Origin of the sequence: Sphingomonas sp. PvP056 (assembly GCF_040549155.1) — a bacterium.
Taxonomy (GTDB): domain Bacteria; phylum Pseudomonadota; class Alphaproteobacteria; order Sphingomonadales; family Sphingomonadaceae; genus Sphingomonas.
In genome coordinates this window covers 54,418-78,721 of record NZ_JBEPST010000005.1, presented here as the reverse complement: position 1 = coordinate 78,721, position 24,304 = coordinate 54,418, and the positions used below count along the sequence as shown (strand labels likewise).

Below are 24,304 nucleotides of genomic sequence, written 5' to 3'. Positions count from 1 at the left end.
CCCTGATTTCACGCAGCTTTCCCCCAATGAAAGTTCGCCGTCAATTAAAAAGAAACTTTCTAGATTATTAGAGGAAACATCCCGTCGGTATGTCCCGGGCAGGGGGGAGCCGGGTCGCCGAACCTTCACGCTTGCGGAAGGGTGGAGTAATCAGGCGAGGCTCTCGCCGTTCCGCCGGCATTGAAGGATAGGCTTTGGCATGCGAAGGCCGCTGATGATCGACGACAGCACGCAACAGCAGGGACCGGCGCTCCACGGGACGAACCCGGCGCGTGCGGGCGCGCGAAACGAGCGAATCGTGCTGGAGGCGATCCAGCGCGCGGGCGAATGCACGCGGTTGGAACTCGCCAAACAGACCGGCCTGTCGGCCGCCGCGATCGCCAACATCACGCAGAGGCTCTTTGACCGGAACTTCATCTTCGAGAAGGGTCGACGGACTGGCGTTCGAGGGATGCCCGCGATAAGGCTGGCGGTCGATCCGGATGGCTGCTTCAGTCTCGGGGTCAACGTCGATCGCGATCACGTCAGCATCGTCGCGCTGGATCTGACCGGTGCAGTCCGCGCACGCTACACGCAGGAAACCGATTACGCGTCGCCGGAGCAGGTTCTCGCGTTCCTCCGCGACAGGGTCGCCGAACTGCTTGCGCAGAAACTGGTGCTGCCCGATCGGATCATCGGCCTCGGCGTTGCGCTTCCCGGCGGGTTGGGCCGGGTCGATTTGCCCGGTCGCCCTGCGGACTATGCGCAATGGGACACGGTGGATCTCCCCGCCTTGTTCACCGAACTGGGGCCATGGCCGATCCTCATCGAAAACGATGCGGCGGCGGCGGCGATCGGCGAGGCGCGGTTCGGCAGCGGGCTGATCCACCGCAGCTTCTTCTACATCCTGCTCTCCGCCGGCCTCGGCGGCGGGATGGTCGTGGATGGAAGCTATTATCAGGGCGCGACCGGCCGCGCCGGACGCATCGGCTTTCTGAACGACGGCGACGGAAAGTCGCTTCAGTCGATCGCGTCGCTTTCTGCCTTGCGCGCGGACCTCGTCGCGCGGGACTTCGCCAACATCGCGCCGACCGACCTGATGACCAGCGGGCCCGTTGTCCTCGAATTGGTCAGGGCGTGGATCGAACGCGCCGCCGACGCGCTCGCGCAACCGATCGGCACGATCAACTGCCTGATCGATCCTGGCGCGATCGTGATCGGGGGCAGGCTGCCGTTGCCGCTCATCGACGAGCTGGCGGAAGCGGTTGCGCGACGGGTCAGCAGCATCGACGACCAGATCGTCCCGACGGTTCCGGTCCTGACCGCGCAACTCGCCGCAGACGCGCCTGCGCTCGGCGCGGCGATCCTCCCGTTCAACGATCTCGTCTTCCAGTCGCCGACCGAGTAACGCCCGGCCTAATACCGCTCCTCCAGCAGCTTGGGATGCGTCTTCGCCAGATCGGCGATCATCATGCCGAACATGCCGTTGACCCAGGCGAACCACGGACGTGTGAATTTGGCCGGATCGTCCTTGTCGAAGGATTCGTGCATGAAGCCCGTGCCCGCGTGCGTCGCCTTCAGGTCGCGCAGGCACGCGCGGATCACGCCTTCATCCGTCGATACCATCGCGCGCGCGATGATCGCCATCGGCCAGACCTTGTCCAATCCCATGTGCGGACTGCCGATGCCGCTGGCGGCCTTGCCCTGCACGAAGAACGGATTGCGCGGACTCCAGACGAGCGCTGCGGTGCGCTGATACAGCGGATCCCGCGCGTCCGCGGCTTCGATCAGCGGCAGTCCGTACAGGCTGGGAATCCCGGCATCGTCGGCGAACAGCCAGTTGCCGAATCCGTCCACCTCATACGCCCAGACCTTTCCGCCCTGTCCGTCGGGTACGATCGCATGCGCGCGCAGAGCAGCCTCGACTTCGTTCGCCAGCGCCTCCGCATCGGTCGCTGCCGCAGTGTCGCCGCGCGCTTCGCGATGGACGCGGGCGACCTGGCGGAGGCTCGATACGGCAAACAGGTTTGCGGGAACGAGGAACGGGTACACGCAGGCGTCGTCGGACGGTCGGAACATCGAATGGATCAGCCCGACCTTGCGCGAAGGGGGGCCATATCCGTCGAGCATCAGGCTGTCGGTCGGGATCTTGGTCAGCCGTTGATAGGTGTACGGGCCAGGGCCGGTTTTGCGTTGCTGCTCGCGAAAGGTGCTGACGATCAGCTTGGCGGACTTGGCCCAGATGGCGTCGAACGGCGTCTTGTCCCGCGTGACCTGCCAGTAATCATGCGCGAGCCGCATCGGGTAGCAAAGCGAGTCGATTTCCCATTTGCGCTGCGCGACGCCGGGTTTCATCTCGGTCGCATCGAGTGTCGCGGAATCCAGGTTCGATTTGGCGTTGGGGTCACGAACGAAGGCATTGGCGTAAGGGTCGATCAGGATGCAGCGTGCCTGCCGCTGGATCAGGCCATGCACCATCGTGCGGAGCGCAGGGTCATTGCGCATCAGGTGGGTATATGGTTCGACCTGTACCGAACTGTCGCGCAACCACATCGCGTCGATGTCGCCGGTGATGACGAACGTGTCCGGCCTGCCGTCGATTGACCCTGCGAACACCGTCGTGTCGAGCGTGTTGGGGTAGCAATTCTCGAAGATCCACGCGATTTCCGGGTCGGCGATGCGCGCCTTGATCCGCGACAATTCGCTCTCCACGGCCCGGCTGAGAAACTTCCGATCCCGCACGGGGGGCCGTCGGCTGACGAACGAAGCGGCAAGCGCGGGTCGTGGTGCGATCGTCGAAATCGTCATTGCGCCGGCGGCGGCCAACACATCGCGTCGGGTGACGGGCATGGAACTCTCCCTGTTTCGGCAAGCGCTCCGGCCGGCCCATAGTCTTCTCGCTATCCACGTCATGTGACACCGGGGTCGGGAGGCTGCAATTAAAAAAACAAGTAAGTTTAAGATTGCTTGACGATGCATAGTCGGGGCGACAGAGTGTGGTCAGATGCTGCCTGTCTGGTCGCATCGGATGGTCTTTGGCCGCAGCCTGCAACGGGCGCGGCCTCGAACGAGACGGTTGGCTTGCGTCGACCGAAATGGAGGAGGGGATATGCGCGCATTCTTTCGGACAATCGCGTTGGACGGCGATCTGACGTGCTGATCGACCGCAGAACGATGCTGTTCGCCACTGCCGCGCTGGCCGTGCACCCTGCCGCAGCGGCCGGGTCGATGTACGTCTCCCAACGCCCCAAGCCGGCCGATCGGAAATATCACAGTCCCGCGGTCGAGCGCGAGATCAGCCGGGTCGGACGGATGATCGCGGACCCCAAGCTCGCTTGGATGTTCGAGAATTGCTATCCCAACACGCTCGATACCACCGTACTGTCGGTGACCGCAGACGACGCCTTTGTCATTACCGGGGACATACCGTGTCTCTGGCTGCGCGATTCCTCGGCGCAGCTCAGGCCGTTCCTCCATCTGGCAAAGCGCGACAAGCCGCTGACCGCGCTGTTTCGCGGTCTGATCGCGCGTCAGGCGCGATGCGTGCTGATCGATCCCTATGCGAATGCGTTCCTGCAGGACCCGGCCGCTCGGTCCGACCTGCCGTCGTCCGCGCATGACCAGACGACGATGAAGCCGGGTGTGGCGGAGCGGAAATGGGAGGTGGACTCGCTATGTTACGTCCTCCGGCTTGCCTCGAGCTATTGGCGGGCGACCGGCGATCGTACGCCCTTTACCGCCGAATGGGCGCAGTCCGCGCGCGCGATCATCCGCACCTTCCGCGAGCAACAACGCACGACCGATGCCGGGCCGTACCGCTTCCAGCGTCGCGATATCCAGCCGACCGAGACGCAGCTGTGGGGCGTCGGCAATCCGACCCGCAAGGTCGGTCTGATCCACTCGAGCTTTCGCCCTTCGGACGATGCCACGATCCTTCCCTTCTTGATCCCCGCCAACATCTTTGCCGCCAAGACCCTACGCGAACTGGCCGAAGTGGCGCAGGGTGCGCGCGGTGACGCAGACCTTGCGCGGGAAGCGGCAACGCTCGCCGGCGAGATCGAGGCCGCTCTTGCGGCGCATGGCCGGATGCGGTTGGCGGACGGAAGCGAAGTGTGGGCGTTCGAAGTCGACGGCTTCGGCAACGCGCTCTTCCTCGACGATTGCTGCGAGCTTTCGCTGTCGGGTCTGTCGTTCCTGGGGTGCGCCCCCGCGGACGATCCGATCTGGCGGCGGACCGAGGCGGCTGCGTGGAGCGATCGCAATCCGTGGTTCGTCCGCGGCAAGGCTGGCGAAGGGCTTGGCGGGCCGCATGCAGGCTTCGACCTGATCTGGCCAATGGCGACGATCGTACGCGCCTTCTCGAGCAACGACGACACCCAGATTCGCGCATGCTTGAAGGTGATCCGCGACACCGATGCCGGGACCGGGTTCATCCACGAAACCTTCCACAAGGACGATCCGAGCAAATTCACGCGACCGTGGTTTGCGTGGGCAAACGGTTTGTTCGGCGAACTGATGGTGCATCTGGCAAGTACCAAACCCCATTTGCTCCGCGCGGTGATCTGATGAAGGACGCCATACCGAAGACGTCCGCCATCCAGTCGATCGCGCTGCGTGCGATGACCGTTGCCCTGCTGGGCGGCGCGGTGTTCGCGCCACCGCTCGGCGCGCAGGAACCCGTCACGACCCGCACCCCCGCAACGCCGTTGATCGCGCACGACCCCTATTTCAGCATCTGGAGCTTCGCAGACACGACGACCGAGCAACCGACCCGGCACTGGACGGGGACGGACCAGCCGATGACCGGTTGGCTGCGCGTCGATGGCAAGGCGCTCCGCTTCATGGGGCGGGGCGGGGCCGGTGACGCGATGCGGCAGACATCGCGCGCGCTGACGCCGACGCGGACCACCTATGACTATGAGGGCGGCGGCGTGCGGTTGACCGCGACGTTCTTCACCCCCGCGCTACCCGACGATCTTGATGTGCTGTCGCGACCGGTCACCTATCTGACTTGGACGGTCCGCGCGACCGATGGTGGCCGTCACGCAGTCCAGCTGTACTTCGACGCCGGTGCGCAACTGGCGGTGGACAATGATCAGCAGAGCGTCGTCTGGGGCACGAGCCGCGTCGGCGACATGACCGTACAGCACATCGGCACGAACACGCAGCAGGTGTTGCAGAAGGTCGGCGACAATCTGCGGATCGACTGGGGCTGGGCGCAACTGGCCGTGCCGCGCCAGGCCGGGACCACCACCGCGACGCTCGGCGAGCGAGCGCGGGACATTTTGCTAAAGACCGGCAAGATGCCAATCGCGGACGACATGGCGATGCCGCGCCTCGCACATCAGGATCGTCCCGCGATGGCGATGCTGGCGGACTTCGGCGATGTCGGCGCGGCGGCGGACACGCGGCGGGCGATGCTCGCCTATGACGACATCGACGCGATCGGATATTTCAAGCGGCGGCTGCCCGCCTACTGGCGTCGCAACGGGATGACGATGGCCGACCTGTTGCTCAAGGCGGAGGCGGACGAACCAGCGTTACGCAAGCGGGGCGAGGCGTTCGATCGCGACCTCATCGCCGATCTGGAGCGGGTCGGTGGTCGCCCCTATGCGGAGATTGCGGTCGTCGCCTATCGCCAGACGCTCGCCGCGCACAAGCTGGTCGCCAATATCGATGGCCGTCCGCTGTATTTCTCCAAGGAGAATTTCAGCAACGGCTGCATCGCCACGGTCGACATCACCTATCCGACGTCGCCGTTCTTCCTGCTGTTCAACCCCACGCTGCTGGAAGCGCAGCTTCGCCCGATCCTCGACTATGCCTCGATGCCGCGCTGGCGGTTTCCCTTCGCCCCGCATGACATCGGGACGTATCCGCAAGCCAACGGCCAGGTCTACGGGGGCGGGGAGCGGACCGAGGACGACCAGATGCCGGTCGAGGAAAGCGGCAACATGCTGCTGATGATCGGCGCATTGGCGAAGATCCGGGGCAATGCCGATTTCGCCGCGCAATATTGGCCGCTGTTGCAACGCTGGGCGACGTATCTCCGCGAAAAGGGGCTCGACCCCGAGAACCAGCTGAGCACCGATGATTTCGCCGGCCATCTGGCGCACAACACCAACCTGTCGATCAAGGCGATCAGCGCGCTGGACAGCTATGCCGAACTCGCCCGCCTGCTGGGGAAGAAGGACGAAGCTGCCCGCTATCGCACGCTGTCACGGCAAATGGCGGTGAAGTGGGTGGCGATGGCGCAGGACGGTGACCATACCAAGCTCGCCTTTGATCGACCTGGCACGTGGAGCCAGAAGTACAATCTCGCATGGGACAAGGTGCTTGGCCGCAACGTTTTCCCCAAGGCGCTGTTGCGCCAGGAAGTCGCCTTCTATCTCAAGAAGCAGCAAAAGTACGGCGTGCCGCTCGACAGTCGCAAGACCTATACGAAGCTGGACTGGATCACGTGGAGCGCGACCCTCTCCGATGATCCTGCAGCGTTCGCACAGCTGATCGCGCCGGTGCATCGTTACATGCTTGAAACGCCCAGCAGGGTGCCGTTAAGTGATTGGTATGAAACGACCGATGGCGCACAGATCGGGTTCCAGGCACGCGCCGTCGTGGGCGGCGTGTACATGAAGATGCTCGCGACACCGGCGGTCTGGTCCAAATGGGCGGCGCGGGCGCAGAAGGCCGAATGAGGGCGCGCGCGCAAATTCAGAACAGGAGAGCAATGTGAAACCCACCACCATCTCGCGGCGCACGATGCTGGGCGCCGCCGCGGCACTCGCTCTTCCGGCGGTCGCGGGCGCACGACGGTTGAAACCGAGCGACCGGGTGAACGTCGCCGTGATCGGTGGGGGCGGCATGGGCGCGAACAACATGCGCCAGCTCACCAGCCAGAACATCGTGGCCATCGCCGATGTCGATTTCGATCATGTCGCAAGTGCTTTCGTGACCAAGGCCGGCGCAACCAAGCCGACGATGACCACGCTGCGCGCCGCCTACGACCGCGCCACCCATTACAACGACTATCGGCGCATGTTCGATCGACAGCGCGATATCGACGCGGTGCTCATCGCGACCCCCGATCACCATCATGCCGTTGCCGCGAAGATGGCAATGGAGCGCGGCCTGCACGTCTACGTCCAGAAGCCATTGACCTATACCGTGCGAGAGGGGCGGGTGCTGCGGGATCTCGCCGCGTCAAAGCCCAAATTGGTCACGCAGATGGGCAATCAGGGCCATTCGAGCGACGACGGTCGCCGCGTGGTCGAGCTGATCCGCGGGAATGCGATCGGGCGCGTGCGCGAGGTGCACGCGTGGACCAATCGCCCGGTCTGGCCGCAAGGGATCGCCCGCCCTGCGCCCGTCGCGAAGCCGGCGAGCCTCGACTGGGACGTCTGGCTGGGGCCGGCGACGGTCGGATGGGGCTACAACCCCGATTACGCGCATTTCAACTGGCGCGGCTGGGTGCCGTTCGGCGTCGGTGCGTTGGGCGACATGGGCGCGCATCTCCTCGATTTTCCGGTCTGGGCGCTCTCGCTGGGCGTGCCGACGGCGGTCGAAAACCGGCATTCGATCTGGGGCGGCGACACCGATCTATGGGACGACAAGCCGCCGGTCGAGCTCGGCAGCTATCCGCTGGCGGGGGTGACCTATTTCGACTTTGCCGATGCGCCGGGCGGACCGCTTCGCGTGACCTGGTATGACGGCGGGCTGATGCCGCCGACCCCGCCGGGCTTGCCGACGGGCGTGACGATGACCCCTGGCGGCGGTGTCCTGTACATCGGGGAGAAGGGCATGCTGATGCACGAAACGTACGGCGAGAAGCCCATCGTGTTTGGCGACGGTGCCGCCGAGCGCGCCGCGGCGATCCCGCAATCACTGCCGCGGATCGCTGGCGGACGTGACGGGCATGAGATGAACTGGATCGCGGCCATCCGTGGGGAAGCAAAAGCATCCTCTCCGTTTGCAGATGCGGTGACGCTCAACGAGACGATGCTGCTCGGCATGGTTGCGATGCGCGCCGGCCAGCCGATCCGGTACGACGGGCAGACGGGGCAAGTCACCAATCTCCCCGAGGCCAATCAATTCCTGGATCGTCAGTACCGTGAGGGGTGGACGCTGTGAGGATCGGTAGTGCGCTTGCCAACGATACTGGCGGCTAGGCTGAATCTGACCCGGGAAGGTGGGGGCGGGCGTGTACCGGCTAACCGCCCTCTCACATCCATAGAGCGGCCGGGTGGCAATATTGCCGTCCGATATGAGTGAGCGAAAGCCGTGACGATTGGCGACGACCGCCAGCGGTCGCGTGTTGTCATGTCGAAGTCGTGCGCGGACCGATCACTCGTCCGCAGCCATCACTCGCGATGATCGCGCTACCATTGGTTGCGCGACGATCACTCACGCTAATCAGCAACAAAAACAAATGTTCCGGCAATCTTTTAATTGACAAATTAATTTAATTTTCTGATTTTGCCAACGTCGGGGAGAAACCCAGACCTATAAAAAACAATGGTACCGGACGTGTGTTCGGCATGGGGAGGGATTTGGGGATGGCACGGATTTACGGATCTTCGTCGATTCAAGCGCGGCTGCTGCGACAGCTGTTGGCATCGGCAAGCGTGGCCGTCATTTGCGGCGGGGCAGCACAGGCGCAAACAGCAACGCCGCCGGTTACGAACGCGCAACAACCGACCGCGCCAGCTGACCAGGGCCCAGCACCCGCAGCGGAGGCAACCACCGCCCCCGGTCAAGAGGTCAGGGTCACGGCTGATGATATCGTCGTCACGGGCTATCGCCGCTCGATCGAAACCAGCCTTGCGCGTAAGCGCGACGCCAATGCCTTCATCGACGTCATCACCGCAGAAGACGTCGGCAAGTTCCCCGACAAGAACGTCGCCGATTCGCTCCAGCGCGTGCCGGGTGTGGTCATCGAGCGCGACGGCGGCGAGGGCAGCCGGGTCAGCATTCGTGGCCTGCAATCCGACCTGACGCTGACCGAACTCAACGGCAATTTCATCGCCGGCGCGGATACGGGAGACCCATCGCGGTCGTTCAACTATCTGCTGCTGCCGTCGAACATGATCGGCAGCATCGATGTCTACAAATCGCCCGAGGCGCGGCTCGATGAAGGTGGTGTCGGCGGCACGATCATCCTGCACACGCGCCGTCCGCTCGACCTGAAGCCGTGGTCGGGGTTCGTTTCGGCGGAAGGTACGATCGCAGACGTCACCGAAAAGGTCGAACCGCAAGTGTCCGGCCAGCTGTCATGGCATAATGCGTCCGGCACGCTCGGCCTTTTGCTTGGCGGGACGTACCAGAAGCGCACCAACCGCGAGATGAACGGCTCAACCGAGAGTTGGCAGTGGTGGACTGACGGCGGACGCGACGGAATCAAGGCGACCGACGTCAATGGCCGCCCGATCGCGAACGATGCCGCCGTCTCTTATTGGTCGCAGGATCGTGGGGAGACGACTCAGTCCGGCCAGCATTACAACGGCTATTGGGCGCCCCAGTCGGTCAATGAATCGATCCTCGTATCGGAGCGTGAGCGGATCGGCGCGCAGGCGACGCTCGAATGGAAGCCGATGGACAATTTGCGGCTGACCGCCAATTATTTCCGCTTCCAGCTCAACAGCGAAACCCGCACGAACGTGGTCAAGATCCCCGAATGGGGGTATGACAATTTCTTCACCGCGGCGAAGTTCGACAAGAGCAACACGGTCCTGCAATCCGCGACGTTCCAGGTGCCGAACGCCGGGACGGGATGCCTGACGCAGACGCCGATCTGCACCATGGAAACGCCGCAGATCGCGGGCATCTACTCCAAGGAAAAGGACGTTTCGAACACGTTCGATCTGCACGGCGATTGGTCGCAGGACCGCCTTTCGGTGTCGTTCATCGCGGGCAAGACGCGATCGACCGGCGGACCGTCGCAGCAATTCCAGGTCGCTGCCAAACCGCGCCTGACCGGCACGGTGACGCAGAACGGCAACTTCCTGAGCTCGTACGATTATAGCGGCAGTGGCCTGGCCATGGCGTTCTCGCCGGAACTCCAGCAGAACCTGATGAACGGCGTCGCACAGATCGATACCGGGTCGACCGGGTCAGGCTTCACCAACAGTTCGATCGAACAGAAATACGGACAGGTCGACGTCACGCGCAAGTTCGGCGGCGTTCTCGACGCAATCCAGGTCGGCGCGAAATGGCGCGACGGCAAGATCACGCGGCAGACGGGCGAACTCAACTGGTATGCCGATCCGGCAACCCTGTTGCGGTTCCAGGATACGGCGCAGGGCGCGGTGGCGCAGCCTTCGTTTTTCTATAGCAATCCGATCAGCAACATTCCGGGCGGGTTCACCGCGACGTCCTTCCCCGGCATCAACCTCGACAACTATCTCGGCTATCTGAACAAGACTTATGGCAACGCGGTCACCGTGCCGCAGCCACAGAACCTGTACCAGATAAAGGAACGGATCTGGGCTGGTTATGTCGAGGCGAACTTCAAGGCCGGGCCGGTGCGCGGGAACATCGGCGTGCGCGTCGCCAATACCAAGCAGTCGGGCACGTCGACCGACACGATCTATCGTGAGATCGATTATTGCCGCGACGGACCCGGCGGTCCGTTCAGCCCGCCCCCGATCGGCGCCGACGGCAATTGCCAGGTGCTGCCGCAAAGCCAGCGCGAAGTCCGTGAATTCAGCCCGAACAACGAATCCAAGAGCTACACGGACGTCCTGCCGAGCTTCAACATCTCGTGGGACGTGACCAGCAACGTGCTGCTTCGCGGTGCGGTTTCGAAGGTCGTGGCGCGCCCGGCATTCAACGATCTGGCGGCGGCACGTTCGCTCACCTTCAACTCCGATGCTTATACGTATGACCGCAACCAGTTCGGCGAAGTCGCGGGCTGGTCCGGCAACGGCGGCAACTTCGGCCTGAAACCCTTCTCGGCCTGGGCTTATGACCTTGGTGCGGAATGGTATTTTCACCGCGGATCGGTGATTGGCGCGGCGCTGTTCCGCAAGGACGTGAAGAACTTCGTGGTCCCGCTGGTGCTCGACCTGACCCAGAATGTGCAGGGCCAGCAAGTCCTGGTGCGGCAATATTCCACCCAGGCGAACGGCGCGAGCGCGGTATCGGAGGGTGTCGAGCTTTACGCCCAGCACACGCTGGACTTCGGGCTCGGGGCGCAGGTGAACTTCACCTACAACCATACGTCGACCGCGGACGTGTCGCTCAACGGTACCAAGATCGGGACGTCGCCGCTGGTCGGCAGCGCCAAGACGCAGTGGAATGCCTCGGTCTTCTACGAAAAGCATGGCGTGCTGCTGCGCGCGTCGTACAATCGCAAGGGCGAGCAGGTCGGCGGGATCGTTTCCGGGCTGAACGTCTATTCGGATCCATACGAGCAGGTCGATCTGAACGCGCAATATAACCTTACCGATCATATCTCGTTGACCGCTTCGGTGATCAACTTGACCAAGTCCGAACAGCGCGCACATCTCGGCAACGACACGACTGCGCGCTATTACTCCAGCCAGTACACCGGACGTCGCTTCTACAGCGGCGTGCAGTGGACTTTCTGAGGCGACGTACCCCTCCTCGAGTACGTCGCGCGGCACCGCTTCCCCAGGCGGTGCCGCGCCCTTTATTGATCCGGGAGCAAGGATGATGTGTCGATGAACCGGCTGGGAATGACCGCACTGGCGGTGTTGGCGGTCGCCACGCCGGCCGCGGCGCGCAATCCGATCGTTCCGGGCTGGTATGCCGACCCCGAGATCCGGGTGTTCGGCGACCGCTACTGGATCTACCCGACCTATTCCGACGACGCGGGGAAGCCCGACGTTTCGCCATCCTTCACGCCCGAGCAGGTCAAGCTGCGCCGACAGCATACGGTGCGGCCGTCCTATCTCCAGCAGACCTTCTTCAACGCTTTTTCCTCGCCCGATCTGGTTCATTGGACCAAGCACAGCCATGTGCTCGACGTCGCCGACGTGGCGTGGGCGGGCTATGCGGTGTGGGCGCCCTCCGCGATCGAACACAAGGGCCGCTACTACCTGTTCTTCGGCGCGAACGACATTCAGAGCGACGCGCAGCAGGGCGGGATCGGCGTAGCGGTCGCGGACAAGCCTGGCGGGCCGTTCAAGGATGCGATCGGCAAGCCGCTGATCGGGGCGTTCCACAACAAGGCGCAGCCGATCGACCCGTTCGTCTATCGCGACGATGACGGTCAGGTGTATCTCTATTACGGCGGCTGGAGACAGTGCAATATCGTCCGCCTGAGCGACGACTTGCGCAGCGTGCGGCCCTTCGCGGACGGCACGACCTATAAGGACATCACCCCGCCGGGCTATGTCGAGGGCTCGTTCGTCATCAAGCGCAAGGGCGTCTATTATCTGATGTGGTCCGAGGGCGCGTGGACCGGATCGGACTATCGCGTCGCCTATGCGACGGGAAAGAGCCCGACCGGGCCGTTTACCCCCAAGGGCACGATCCTCGCGGAGGATGCGCGGATCGCGCGCGGGGCAGGGCATCATTCAGTGGTCAACGTGCCCGGCACCGACGAATGGTACATCGTCTACCACCGCCGCCCGCTCGGCGACGACAAGGGCGAACATCGCCAGATCGCGATCGATCGCATGACCTTTGCCGCGGACGGCTCTATCAAGCCGGTCGTGCTCACCAACAGCGGCGCACCCCTGCGTCCGATCGTACGGCGGAAATGACCGGATGGCGGACGCCGTCCGCCGCATCCGTCCGCCGCGAACCGCATTCTCCGGGAGACCTGACGTGAAGACCCTTCTTGCAGCAACCGCCGGGCGTAGCCTTGCGCTGCTCGCCGTCACCGGCCTCGGTCTGCCAGCGCCGCTGCTCGTTTCGCCCGCGATGGCGCAGAAGCGGGGAGAAGCCGCGGAATCGCTGGTCGATCTGGTCAACCCGCTGATGGGCACCGATTCCACCCACGAACTGTCCTACGGCAACACCTATCCCGCGGTCGCGGTGCCGTGGGGGATGAACTTCTGGACCCCGGTGACCGGCAAGCCCGGCAGCGGCTGGGGCTATATGTACCATGATTTCAAGATTAACGGATTGAAGCAGACGCACCAGCCGAGCCCGTGGATGAACGACTATGCGGCCTTCTCGCTGTTCGCGGAAACCGGCCCGCTCAAGATCAAGGAAGACGAGCGCGCGAGCTGGTACAGCCACAAGGCGGAGACCAGCCACCCTTACAACTACAAGGTCTATCTGGCGGACTATGACGTCACCGCCGAGGTGACGCCGACCAACCGCGCCGCGCAATTCCGCTTCACCTTCCCCAAGAGCGACGACGCGCACATCCTGCTGGACGGGCTGGCGGGCGGGTCGATGGTCAAGATCGACGCGGCGAACCGGCGGATCACCGGCTATGTCCGCAACAACCACGGCGGCGTGCCCGACAATTTCCACAATTACTTCGTCGCGCAGTTCGACCACGACTTCAGCGTCAGCCGCACCTGGGACGACAATTGGCAGATCGGCGCGGACACCACGCGCGAGGGCGGCCATGTCGGCGCGGTCGTCAGCTTCAGGACGCGCGACGGCGAGCAGGTCGGCGTCAAGGTCGCCTCGTCCTTCATCAGCGCCGACCAGGCGCAGCGCAATCTCGACAGCGAGATCGGTCGCGACAGCTTTGCGGCGACCGAGGCCAAGGCGAAGGCCGCGTGGGAGAAGGAACTCGGGATCATCCGGGTGAGCGATCCCGATCTCGACAACAAGCGCACCTTCTATTCGGCGATGTACCGAATGCTGCTGTTCCCACGGCAGTTCCACGAGATCGATGCGCGCGGCACGATGGTCCATTACAGCCCGTATGACGGCAAGGTCCACGATGGGCCGATGTATACCGACAACGGGTTCTGGGACACCTGGCGCGCGGTCTTCCCGTATTTCGCGCTCGTCCGGCCCGAACTCGACGGTCAGATCATGCAGGGGCTGGCCAACGCCTATAAGGAAGGCGGCTGGCTTCCCGAATGGATGAGCCCGGGACAGCGCGACGTGATGATCGGGTCCAACTCCGCCAACATCATCGCCGACGCCTATCTGGAAGGCGTGCGCGGGTTCGACATCGAGACGCTGTACGAGGCGATGGTCAAGAACGCGACGACCTCGGAAGGGCGACCGAAGGACAAGAAGGGCGCGGTTGTCACCGCGGTCGGCCGCGAAGGCGTCGAATGGTACAACAAGCTCGGCTATGTGCCCTATGATGTCGGCATCAATGAGAGCGCCGCGCGCACGCTTGAATATGCCACCGCCGACTTCTCGCTATCGCGCCTCGCCGCCGCGCTGGGCAAGACCGCGGATGCCAAGAAATACGCCGCGCAGGCGCAGAATTACCGCAAGCTCTACGACGCGCAATCCGGCTGGATGCGTGGCCGCAACAAGGACGGCAGCTGGATGCAGCCGTTCAACCCCTACGCCTGGGGGGATGCCTTCACCGAAGGAAACGCGCTGCATTACAGCTTCTCGGCGATGCAGGACGTGCAGGGACTAATCGACCTGCAGGGCGGCGATCGCAAGTTCACCGACAAGCTGGATTCGATCTTCACGCTGCCGCCGGTGTTCGACAACAGCTATTACGGATCGGTGATCCACGAGACGCGCGAGATGCAGATCGTCAACATGGGGCAATACGCCCACGGCAATCAGCCGATCCAGCACATGACCTATCTCTACGACTGGGCCGGCCAGCCGTGGAAAACGCAAGGCCATGTCCGCGATGTGATGGCAAAGCTCTATTCGGCGACGCCGGATGGCTATCCGGGCGACGAAGACAATGGCCAGACGTCGGCCTGGTATGTCTTCTCCGCGATGGGCTTTTATCCGGTGACCCCGACGGTCGGCCAATATGCGATCGGCAGCCCGCTGTTCCGGTCGGTCCGCCTGACCATGCCGGGCGGCAAGGTGCTGACGATCGAGGCCCCCAACAACGGGCCGAAGAACGTCTACATCCAGTCGGTGACGCTGAACGGCAAGCCGCATGACAAGCCGTGGTTGTCGCGCGCGGCGCTTCAGGCGGGCGGGACGCTCCGCTTCGTGATGGGGCCGACCCCCAACACGCGCTGGGGCAGCGCCAAGGCGAACGCGCCTTTCTCGATGAGCGCACCGGTCGCGCGCTGACCGGGGCGCCGAACGAGAGAATGGCGGGGCTCGTCGGGGCATCACCGCGGGCGCAGATGCGCTCACGGTTGCCGCGGCGATCCCCGCCTGGGCAGCGACCGCGGCCTATGGGTGAAGCCGCGTTCGGTCGGATGTCTGCAGAACCGGGGCTGTCGCGGCTTCCTGGACCCTATAAGCCCGCGCTGCGCCGCGAGGGGCTGCACGATCCTGCTTAAACACGCGCTGAACGCGCTGGTTCAGGGCGGAAACGTGGCAGAAATGTCATGGAACGATCGCGCCGATCAACCGATTCCTGCTGGTCTGGCGCTGGAAGGATCACGATATGACGGCCTGCCTGAGCTGGGTTCACTTTGGCGACCTGCATGTGGACGAGGCGGATGGCCTGGAGGGATTGCATCGCTTCGAGACCCTGGTTGGTCTGGCCGAGCAGCACCTTGGGGATGCGGTCGACTTCGCGCTGTTGCCGGGCGACAATGCAAACCACGGCACGGAAGCGCAATATCGCGGCATTTCCAATGCGATGTCCCGGCTCGGGCGGTCGTGGCACGTGCTGGCGGGGGACCACGACTTCGAACCCGGCAACCTCGATGCGATGCGTGCGATCACCACCCGCGACGCCCCTTATGCGGCGCACATCCGTGGCTATAGCTGCCTTTTCCTCGATATCGTGTCAGCCGGGAAAGGCGGTCCCGACTTCCGCATCGATCCCGCCCAACGCCGCTGGATCGAACGCGAGCTGGATATGGCCGGTGCGGCGGGTGAGCGCGCGGTGGTCTTCATGCACGCTTATCCCGGCGATCTCCGCGACGATCCAGACGGCGTTGCCGGGGTGTTCGCCGCGCATCGCGTTGTTTTCGTAGACACCGGCCACACCCATTACAATGAATTGCTGAACGACGGGCGCGTGATCTACGGCGCGACGCGATCGATCGGCCAGAGCGAGGAAGGCGCGCCCGGCTTCTCGGTCGTCACGATCGACGATGGCGTCCCGAGCTGGCGCTTCCAGGCGATCGATGCCGTCTGGCCGCTGGTCCAGATCACTACGCCCGCCGATCGCCGCCTGATCACCGATCCTGCCTGCGACCGGCAAGTTCCGCAAGGCGGCTTCACGGTCCGCGCCAGGATCTTTGGCGGGACAGCTCGGGCCACCGTATGTCTGGATGACGGACCAGAGATCGCGATGGTACGCGTCGCGGACGTGGCGGAAATGTGGACTGCGACGCTTCCCGACGTGGAAGACGGGCTTCACCAACTGCGCGTTACCGCGGGCGGCAGCGCAGATGTCATCGAAGTGCTCGTACGCGGTCCCGAGGCAACGCCCAAGCGCACCGCGCCGGTCGCTTTGGGGCGCAACGTCCACGCGATCGGTGCCTGGCCAGAACGCTGCATAGACGGTGCGCAGCGGGGCCCCAACCGGAACGGGGCGGATTGGTGAGGGACGGTCCCACAGCCGGTTGATCAAGGAGACGTAAAATGGGTTCGGCCTGGTTTTTCCCCTTCATTGCGGTGGCAGGCATCCTGCAGGCGGTCGGCGCCGCCATTAACGGCACGCTCAATAAATCTCTGGTCAATCCGTGGCTTGCGACGGCGGTCTCGTTCCTGATCGTGCTGTTCGTCGCAACCGCATTGTTCGTCTGCATGCCCAGACCGCTGCCTTCGGCGGGTGACCTCGCCGGTATGCCGTGGTGGGCGCCGCTCGGCGGGGTTGCGGGCGCGGTCGCTGTATTCGCGGGACTGTTGTTGATCCAGAAGCTGGGGGCAGGGCCGGTGAACGGCGTCACGATCTCGGCGAACCTGATCGCAAGTCTCGCGATCGATCACTTCGCGCTGTTCGGGGTGGCGCAGCACGCAATGAACCCGTGGCGGGCGACCGGGGCGGTGCTGATGGTTGCCGGTGTGACGCTCATCGCGAAGTTTTGACCCGCGAGGGGGTGTGGCGGCACTGCTGCGCCACGACCCCAATCACTCCTGAGAACCGGTACGTAGTCGTCGTCCCTTGGTGCCCTCTCGAAGCCGCCGCGATAGCGCGCCTAGCGCGCGCCCAGAACGCGTTCGGCCCAGACACGTATGAACGCAGCGCTGGCCTCGGGGTGAGCAACGGGAAGCATGTGCCCTCCGTCGGTCATGTGAATCGTCGCGCCCGGTATCGCCGCCACGGCGCGATCGCCGTCGATCGCAGGGGCGATTACCTGATCGTCACGGCCGTAGAGCATTGCAACGGGTATCGTCAGGTCGGCAAAGCGGCTTCCGATTGCAGCAAGGTCGCTATCGGCGCTCGCCAGTTCGACCATTGCCGCATTGACCGCGACCGGGCGATCGCCGAGCGCGCCACCACCGCGCGTCGCAAAATCGGCCGGGACCGGATCCGGCGCGAAGATCTTGCTCCACCGCACGCCAAAGGCCGTGCGGCTGATCACCGTCCCAAGCATGTTGGCGAACAGTGCGCGCGTGGTGCCGTGGTTCTCGATCGCGCTTGCAACCGCAGCGGGCATTGCCTGCGGTGGCTGCGTCATCGGTGCCAGCAACGCCAGTCCCGCGACCGAACCCGGATGGTGCGTGGCAACCCCCAGCGCAACGGCCCCCGCCAAGGAGTGGCCGACAAGCAGTGGCGGATGATCCAGCGCCAGCTGTTCGATGAACGCCGCGACCACCGCCGACTGGCCGAGGATACCGGGCTGCTCCCCGGTCGGCACCGAATAGCCGGACCCGGGGCGGTCGACCAGCACGACGCGATACGTGTCCGCCAGTGCATCCGCGACGCCGTAGGAGAAGTTGCGGAGTTGGGCGCCCAACCCGTGAAGCATCACGATCGTCGGCCCAGTCCCGCGATCGACATAATGGATCCGGGCGCCGGCCACGTCGATGAACTTGCCGTCCGCGGGCACGTCGCGTTCGATCCGGCTGGTGGTTGCGCGGGTGTAGACCGCCGCGGCGGCGAGGGCAGCAGCGATCACGCCCGCCGAGCGCAGCGCAATCGAGCGCTTCGCAGGATCGCGCGATACCGCCTTGGAGGCAAAGAAACGGCGCATGTCCGCGAGCAACAGCTGGGGTTGCTCCAACGCCGCGAAGTGGCCGCCGGCGGCCATCTCGGTCCACTGGACGATGTTATAGGTTTTCTGCGCCTGCGAGCGTGGCGGCGCGGGGAAGACGGGGTCGGGGAACGCCGCAACCCCCGTCGGCACGGTGATCCGCGTCCCGGCCGGGAACTTACCCGAGTCCTCGAGCATGCGACCGCGATAAATCCAGGTCGAGGTCACGAACGATCCCTCGACCAGATACAGCATGATGTTGGTGAGCAGCAGGTCCTCGTCGAACACTTGCCACAGCGCGGGACGGCTATGTGCGTCGCGCGGCACGTCGGCCCAGGCGCCGAACTTCTCGAGGATCCACGCGGCGATGCCGACGGGGCTGTCCGACATCGCCACGCCGAGCGTCTGCGGGCGGGTGCCCTGTTCCAGCGAATATCCCGTTTCCTGCTTGGCGAGATCGGCGCGCCGTGCGGCCCAGTCGCGTTCCTCGGGGCGCGAGGGCACCGCGTCCTCTGCCTGTAGCAGCACCATGTTCAGATGGAGCCCGGCGACCGCTTCGGGATGCTGATACGCCATCCACCCGCCGATCGCGGCACCCCAGTCCCCTCCCTGAATGAGATAACGCGCGTCTCCGAACAGTTCGACCATCAGACCGTGCAGGAGGTCCGCGGTCTGCCGCGGTCCGATCGGCGACAGCGGCCGCCCCGAAAAGGCATAGCCCGGAAGCGAAGGGATGACGACGTCATGCCCGTCGGCGACGAGCGGCGCGATCAGTGTCTCGAATTCCAGGAACGACCCCGGCCAACCATGAAGCAGCAGCAGCGGGGGGCGGGAACCGTCGCCGCGCGCGTGGATGAAGTGGAGGCGCTGGCCCTCAACCATGGTGGTGAACTGTGGCAGGGTGTTGAGCCGTCGTTCCTGCGCACGCCAGTCGTACCGCGTCAGCCAGTGGTCGACGAGCCGCTTCAGATCGGCCAACCCGACGCCCGACCGCCATTCGCCGGCGTCCGGCATCATGCCCCAGTCGAATGCTGCAACCTTGGCGCGGATGGTGGCGAGCCGGTCGTCCGGCACGGCAATTAGGAACGGTTCTGCCATGTCGGGGTCCTGCAGCAAGGGGAATGAAATCATGCTCTGCCAATCGAAGCATGGTGTCTAACGCATGGATCCCGGCTGCGTTCACAGGCAACCCCGTTGGTACGATATCTGACCAACACGGCTCGTTGCCTGACGCGGCGCGTTCCCCTGCGCCTGGACACAGCAAAGGACGGTTGGCGATGAAGATGCAGGATCTGACGGGCAAGGTCGCGGTGATTACCGGGGCGTCGAGTGGCATCGGCGAAGCGACGGCGCGCCTGCTCGTCGCAGAAGGCGTTCGCGTGGTGCTGGTGGCGCGGCGGCGCGAGCGGATCGATGCGCTGGCTGCCGAGCTCGGCGATGCGGCGCTCGCGCTGGTCGCCGACGTCGCCGATGCCACAGCGGTGGCCGCACTGTTCGCCACGGTCGAACGGCGGTTTGGCGGGCTCGACCTGCTGTTCAACAATGCCGGTCTCGGCGTCAACGCGCGGTTCGATGCCAGCGATCCGGCGGACTGGAAGCGGATGATCGACGTCAATCTGTACGGCGTGCTCCACTGCACCCGCGCGGCGATCCCGCTGATGCGGGGCCGGGCGGGCGCGATGATTTCGTCGGTGTCGAGCGTCGGTGGGCGCTACGGGACGGAGTCCTGGTCGGTCTACAGTGCTACCAAGTTCGCGGTGGTCGGCTTCCACGACGCGCTTCGCAAGGAACTGGGCGGGGAGGGTATCCGCGTCTCGGTGATCGAACCCGGCGCGGTATGGACCGAATTCGGCCAGAACGTCAGCGAGGCCATGCGCGAGCGGCGCGAGAGCCTCGACGCACTGACCTCGGAGGACGTCGCCCAAGCGCTCGTCTATGCGTTCGCGCAGCCGCCCCGCGTGCTGGTGGAGGAAATCCTGATCCGCCCGGTCAGGCAGGTCGCGCCCTGACGCAATCGGTGGGACGTGAGCAAAGGCAACGTCGCCTTGCCCACGTCCCCGGCGTCATATTCCGCCGTGCGTCATGCCGGGTCAGGCGAGGTCGATCTTCCCATGCATGCCGGGCCAGTCTGAATAGCCGACCGAGCCACCGCCATACCAATATTCCTTGGGCGCTTCGGCAAGCGGTGCGCCGGTCTGCAGGCGGTCGACGAGATCGGGATTGGCGAGGAAGGGACGACCGAAGCTGAACAGGTCGGCATTGCCCTCCGCCAGCATCTTTTCGGCGAGATCCAGCGTGTACTGATTGTTGGCGATGTACGCGCCCGAGAAGCGCTTACGCAGCGCCGCGAAGTCAACCCCGTCGGGTACGTCCCGCGTCTGCTGGGTGACGCCCTCGATATCGTGGATGTAGAGCAGCCCGAGGTCGGACAGCGCGTCCACGAACGTGTCGAAGGTGCGACCGACCTGGCTGTCGAGCGGTGTCTTGCCGGGTTCGGTCGTCGCCGGCGAGATGCGGATGCCGACGCGCTTGGCGCCCCAGATGTCGACCACCGCACGGACCACCTCGAGCGGGAAGCGCAGGCGGTTCTCGATCGAGCCGCCATAGTCGTCCGTGCGCTGGTTGGTGCTGTCCCGGATGAACTGCTCGAGCAGGTAATTGTTCGCGGCGTGCACTTCGACCCCGTCGAATCCTGCTGCCTTCGCCTGTTCGGCGGCACGCCGATAGTCGTCGACGATCCCGGGGATCTCGTCGGTTTCGAGCGCGCGCGGGGTGACGAAGTCCTTGAGGCCGTCGTTGGTGAAGGCCTGTCCTTCCGCGGCGATCGCGGACGGTGCCACCGGCAGCGCGCCGTCATGCAGATCGGGGTGCGAGATGCGGCCCGTATGCCAGAGTTGCAGGAAGATCACGCCGCCGCGGCGATGCACCGCGTCGACGATCGGACGCCACGCCGCAACCTGCGCATCCGACCAGATCCCGGGTGTCATCGCATAGCCGCGCGCCTGCGCCGAAACGTTCGTGGCCTCGGTGATGATCAGGCCGGCATCCGCGCGCTGCGCATAATAGTCGGCGGCAAAGGCGGGGGGAATGCCCGCATCGTCCGAGCGGCTGCGTGTGAGCGGCGCCATGACGATACGGTTTTGCAACTGCAGGTCGCCGATCGTGACGGGTTGCAGGACGGGGCTGGCAGGCGAGGTGGACATGGATTGGTCTTCCGTGGAAATGAACAGACCCCGAGGGGGCAGGGCCATAACGCGCGAGCGGCCACTTGCTCCCGACGAAACCTGTCGCAGCAGCGCATGCCCGGATCGCCCAAGTCCCCGGTCGGGCGTGTCAGGCAGTCCGGACAAGCGCCGGCAAGAGGCGGTCATCGCGTTTCGGCACGCCGCCCCGGCGGCCGCTTTAGTAATCCACGCTTGGGGGAAACGGACTGCGGCCTCGATCGAGGCCCAACCGTCCGGGGTGTGGAGGGTGGACCGCACAAACTCCCTCAGATTGCGCAGGCACCGGTCGATCAGGGATTCCCTATCCGCCGACACACCATTCCGAGGAGGCGGCAACGCCGCGCCTCGTCGTGAATTATAACAAATCATCAATACTTTAAAGATAACTCGGCGCTGCTTCCGGAGTGGGCCGGGCAGAACAGCTACCGAGCTGTTCGCCCACGCGAAAGCTTGCGGGGGCAAACATGCTGAAGAAGATCCTGATTTCATCGACAAGCGTGTTTGCCTTGGTCGGTCTGTCAGCATGTGGCGGCGCTGGTGGCGGCGTTGCTTCAGGGGGCAGCGTAGCGCCACCCGTTGCCGCGCCTGGCACGGGACCAATATCGTCGACACCTGCACCGGTAGCACCAACCCCGACGCCGACGCCTGCTCCCACACCCGCACCGACGCCGGTTCCGAGTCCCTCGCCGACCCCGACCCCAACCCCAACTCCTGCGCCAACCCCAGCGCCCACGCCCACGCCCACACCCGCACCGACGCCGGTTCCAAATCCCACGCCGACGCCGACGCCAACGCCCACACCCATCTATTCAAATCCGGTTTCGCCACCGGACGGCTATGTCATCACCCCGTCCAGCCGGCAGCCGATCCGGTCGGCAAACGATACAGCCGAGTTCCGCCGCAATTACGGTGCGAACGAATTCATGAACGCGCTCTATGCGCTTGATCATGCATACACGGGGCAGGGGGTAACCGTCGGGGTCGTCGATGACGGCGTCGTCAACGTGAATGGCGAGCTGGACGGCCGTATCAGTAGTCTCTCGAAGGACTTCGGCTTTATCGAAAGCGGGGGCGTGAGAACCAAGCGCGACGTTCTGGGTGACGAACACTCGGATCATGGAACGCCCGTTGCCAACATTCTCGGGGCTGGTGTGAATGGACGGGGTACGGTTGGCTATGCGCCAAATGCCACGCTTGCCGTTCTGCGGGTGTCCGACTGGAACGCAGACACAAAAACCGAGATCTTGAGCCATTCCGTCGAAGCAATCAGCTATGCGGCGGACATGAGGCTGAAAGTCGTGAGCAGCTCGCTGGTCGGCGGTTCGGCCCAATGGTCGGCGGCCGTTGCAAAGCTCGGTGCTACCGACGGGCTTCTGGTGAATTCGGCAGGGAACGACGGCTCGCCCAACCCTTATAATGCGCAGTGGATCAACGCGACCAACCGTAACGCCATCCTCTTCGTTGGCGCGCTCAGCCCCGCTTTGCAGGTCTATGAGATTGAGACTTATTCAAACAGGGCAGGGATCATGAAAGATCGCTATGTCGTTGCGGTCGGCTCCAACGTCACGACGTTGGTCGATGGCACGATCGGCGTCTTTTCTGGCACCAGTTCGGCCGCACCGGTTGTGGCGGCCCTCGCTGCGGATATTCTGTCGAAATGGCCGCAACTCACTGGCCAGCAAGCCGGTAATGTCATCCTGAGCACGACCAAGGATCTTGGCGCTCCGGGGCCGGACGATATCTACGGGATGGGGCTCGTGGACTTTGCCGCAGCGCTGGCACCCATCAGCCCGACGCTGTCGAACGGTGCGTCGCAGACCAGCGTGCAAAGCTCGGTCATGGGCGTGCCAAGCGCCATGGGCGCCGGTGCCATCCAGACGGCGCTTTCCAACGTCACCGTCCTGGACGCGTTCGGACGCGATTATCATGGATCGGTCGCGGCGCTGGTCGTTCGTCCCGAGGTGCGAACCCGGGGCACGATCGACCGAAGGGTGCGCCAGATGAACCAGCATACCGAGCTGTCGTTCGGCGGCTTCACCAGCAGCATGGGCTTCCTCTCGCAGCGGTTTGGTCCGGCCGACGACCAGGTGCGAACCCAACCCACCGCAGGCAGCTTCGGCTACGTCGGGCAGGGGGTCGGCGTTCATGCCGCATGGAACGCTGCGGATTCCCTCCAGTCCGATATCATGGGTCTCGCACCCTTTGCCGATGGCGTGCTGGCGTATGTTCCCCAGGCCGATACCAATATGGGGATCGATCGCTACCTGCCGGACGGCAAGATCGGCGTCACGGTATCCAGCGGCAGGCAGGGGATCAGCCGTGCACAGGCGGTGACGATCGGCTGGCTGATCCACGACACCGACCTGCGGTTCTCCTATATCGATGAGAGCGGCACGGTGATGGGCATGGCGACGGGGATGGGCGCGTTGCGGCTGGGGACGGGCGCGCGGACTGCGATGGCCGAAGCGCATCGGTCCTTCGCCGTGGCGGAAGGTTGGACGCTCGAAGGCTATGGGTCACTCGGTATCACCCGGCTCAAGGTCGATGCGCTGTCCCTGGTTACGGGATCGACGCCGATCCTCGGGTCGCGGGTCGGGTTCCAGGCAGTTCGTCAGGCCTTTGGTGGTCTGGTGAGCTTCGGGATCGCGCAACCGCTGACGATCGAATCCGGTGCCGCACGGCTCACATACGCCTCTGCCTACGACCTCGCTTCGAGATCACTCGTATATTCGACGAGAAACGCAAGTCTTGCGGGTGAGCGGCGGGTGCAACTGACCGCTGGCTTTGCGAAAGGCGGTCCCCGTTCGCAATTTCGGTTCGGTGTGATGCAGGATGTCAACCAACGGTCCACCAGCGCGCTTACGGGGTGGTCAATCCGATACTGATGCCATAGCTCTGTCATCGAGTCCGGGAAATATA

Annotated in this window: 14 protein-coding genes; 11 read left to right on the top strand and 3 right to left on the bottom strand. The window is 64.4% G+C overall.

Going from position 1 to position 24,304, the window contains the following annotated elements; genetic code table 11:
- Positions 1 to 199 precede the first annotated feature (199 nt).
- Positions 200 to 1,387, top strand: coding sequence for an ROK family transcriptional regulator (locus ABIC17_RS13305; protein ID WP_354282456.1), 1,188 nt, complete (start codon positions 200 to 202; stop codon positions 1,385 to 1,387).
- A gap of 8 nt (positions 1,388 to 1,395) precedes the next feature.
- On the opposite strand, the gene ABIC17_RS13300 is transcribed toward ABIC17_RS13305, so the two are convergent.
- Positions 1,396 to 2,829 carry a glycoside hydrolase family 125 protein gene (locus ABIC17_RS13300; RefSeq protein WP_354282454.1) on the bottom strand — a complete coding sequence of 478 codons (1,434 nt, stop codon included), beginning with the start codon at positions 2,827 to 2,829 and terminating at the stop codon, positions 1,396 to 1,398.
- A gap of 303 nt (positions 2,830 to 3,132) precedes the next feature.
- Between ABIC17_RS13300 and ABIC17_RS13295 the strand changes: the two genes are divergently transcribed.
- The 8 genes from ABIC17_RS13295 (at position 3,133) to ABIC17_RS13260 (ending at position 17,052) form a co-directional block, all read left to right on the top strand.
- Positions 3,133 to 4,545, top strand: a complete 1,413-nt coding sequence (locus ABIC17_RS13295) for a glycoside hydrolase family 125 protein (RefSeq protein WP_354282452.1) — start codon at positions 3,133 to 3,135, stop codon at positions 4,543 to 4,545.
- Positions 4,545 to 6,671, top strand: coding sequence for a glutaminase family protein (locus ABIC17_RS13290; protein WP_354282450.1), 2,127 nt, complete (start codon positions 4,545 to 4,547; stop codon positions 6,669 to 6,671). Before ABIC17_RS13295 ends, ABIC17_RS13290 begins: the two co-directional genes overlap by 1 nt.
- A gap of 34 nt (positions 6,672 to 6,705) precedes the next feature.
- Positions 6,706 to 8,103: a Gfo/Idh/MocA family protein gene (locus ABIC17_RS13285; RefSeq protein WP_354282448.1), complete on the top strand. Its 1,398-nt coding sequence runs from the start codon at positions 6,706 to 6,708 to the stop codon at positions 8,101 to 8,103.
- Between the two features lie 425 nt (positions 8,104 to 8,528).
- Positions 8,529 to 11,561 carry a TonB-dependent receptor gene (locus ABIC17_RS13280; RefSeq protein ID WP_354282446.1) on the top strand — a complete coding sequence of 1,011 codons (3,033 nt, stop codon included), beginning with the start codon at positions 8,529 to 8,531 and terminating at the stop codon, positions 11,559 to 11,561.
- A gap of 93 nt (positions 11,562 to 11,654) precedes the next feature.
- Entirely contained in the window at positions 11,655 to 12,701 is a 1,047-nt protein-coding gene (locus tag ABIC17_RS13275) for a glycoside hydrolase family 43 protein (protein ID WP_354282444.1), read from the top strand.
- 64 nt (positions 12,702 to 12,765) lie between these two features.
- Positions 12,766 to 15,132 carry a GH92 family glycosyl hydrolase gene (locus ABIC17_RS13270; protein ID WP_354282442.1) on the top strand — a complete coding sequence of 789 codons (2,367 nt, stop codon included), beginning with the start codon at positions 12,766 to 12,768 and terminating at the stop codon, positions 15,130 to 15,132.
- A 322-nt stretch (positions 15,133 to 15,454) separates the two neighbouring features.
- Complete coding sequence (locus tag ABIC17_RS13265; RefSeq protein WP_354282440.1) at positions 15,455 to 16,567, top strand: metallophosphoesterase family protein; 1,113 nt, start codon at positions 15,455 to 15,457, stop codon at positions 16,565 to 16,567.
- Positions 16,568 to 16,605: 38 nt separating this feature from the next.
- Positions 16,606 to 17,052: a DMT family transporter gene (locus ABIC17_RS13260; protein ID WP_354282438.1), complete on the top strand. Its 447-nt coding sequence runs from the start codon at positions 16,606 to 16,608 to the stop codon at positions 17,050 to 17,052.
- Positions 17,053 to 17,162: 110 nt separating this feature from the next.
- Here ABIC17_RS13260 and ABIC17_RS13255 read toward each other — a convergent pair whose 3' ends face one another.
- Complete coding sequence (locus ABIC17_RS13255; RefSeq protein WP_354282436.1) at positions 17,163 to 19,292, bottom strand: epoxide hydrolase family protein; 2,130 nt, start codon at positions 19,290 to 19,292, stop codon at positions 17,163 to 17,165.
- 146 nt (positions 19,293 to 19,438) lie between these two features.
- Between ABIC17_RS13255 and ABIC17_RS13250 the strand changes: the two genes are divergently transcribed.
- A complete protein-coding gene (locus tag ABIC17_RS13250; protein WP_354282434.1) occupies positions 19,439 to 20,170 on the top strand; it encodes an SDR family oxidoreductase in 732 nt (243 codons plus the stop codon).
- Between the two features lie 81 nt (positions 20,171 to 20,251).
- Here ABIC17_RS13250 and ABIC17_RS13245 read toward each other — a convergent pair whose 3' ends face one another.
- Entirely contained in the window at positions 20,252 to 21,364 is a 1,113-nt protein-coding gene (locus tag ABIC17_RS13245) for an alkene reductase (protein ID WP_354282432.1), read from the bottom strand.
- A gap of 944 nt (positions 21,365 to 22,308) precedes the next feature.
- On the opposite strand from ABIC17_RS13245, the gene ABIC17_RS13240 reads away from it, so the two are divergent.
- Positions 22,309 to 24,270 (top strand): S8 family serine peptidase, encoded by a 1,962-nt coding sequence (locus ABIC17_RS13240; RefSeq protein ID WP_354282430.1) that lies wholly within the window; start codon positions 22,309 to 22,311, stop codon positions 24,268 to 24,270.
- Positions 24,271 to 24,304: the final 34 nt, after the last annotated feature.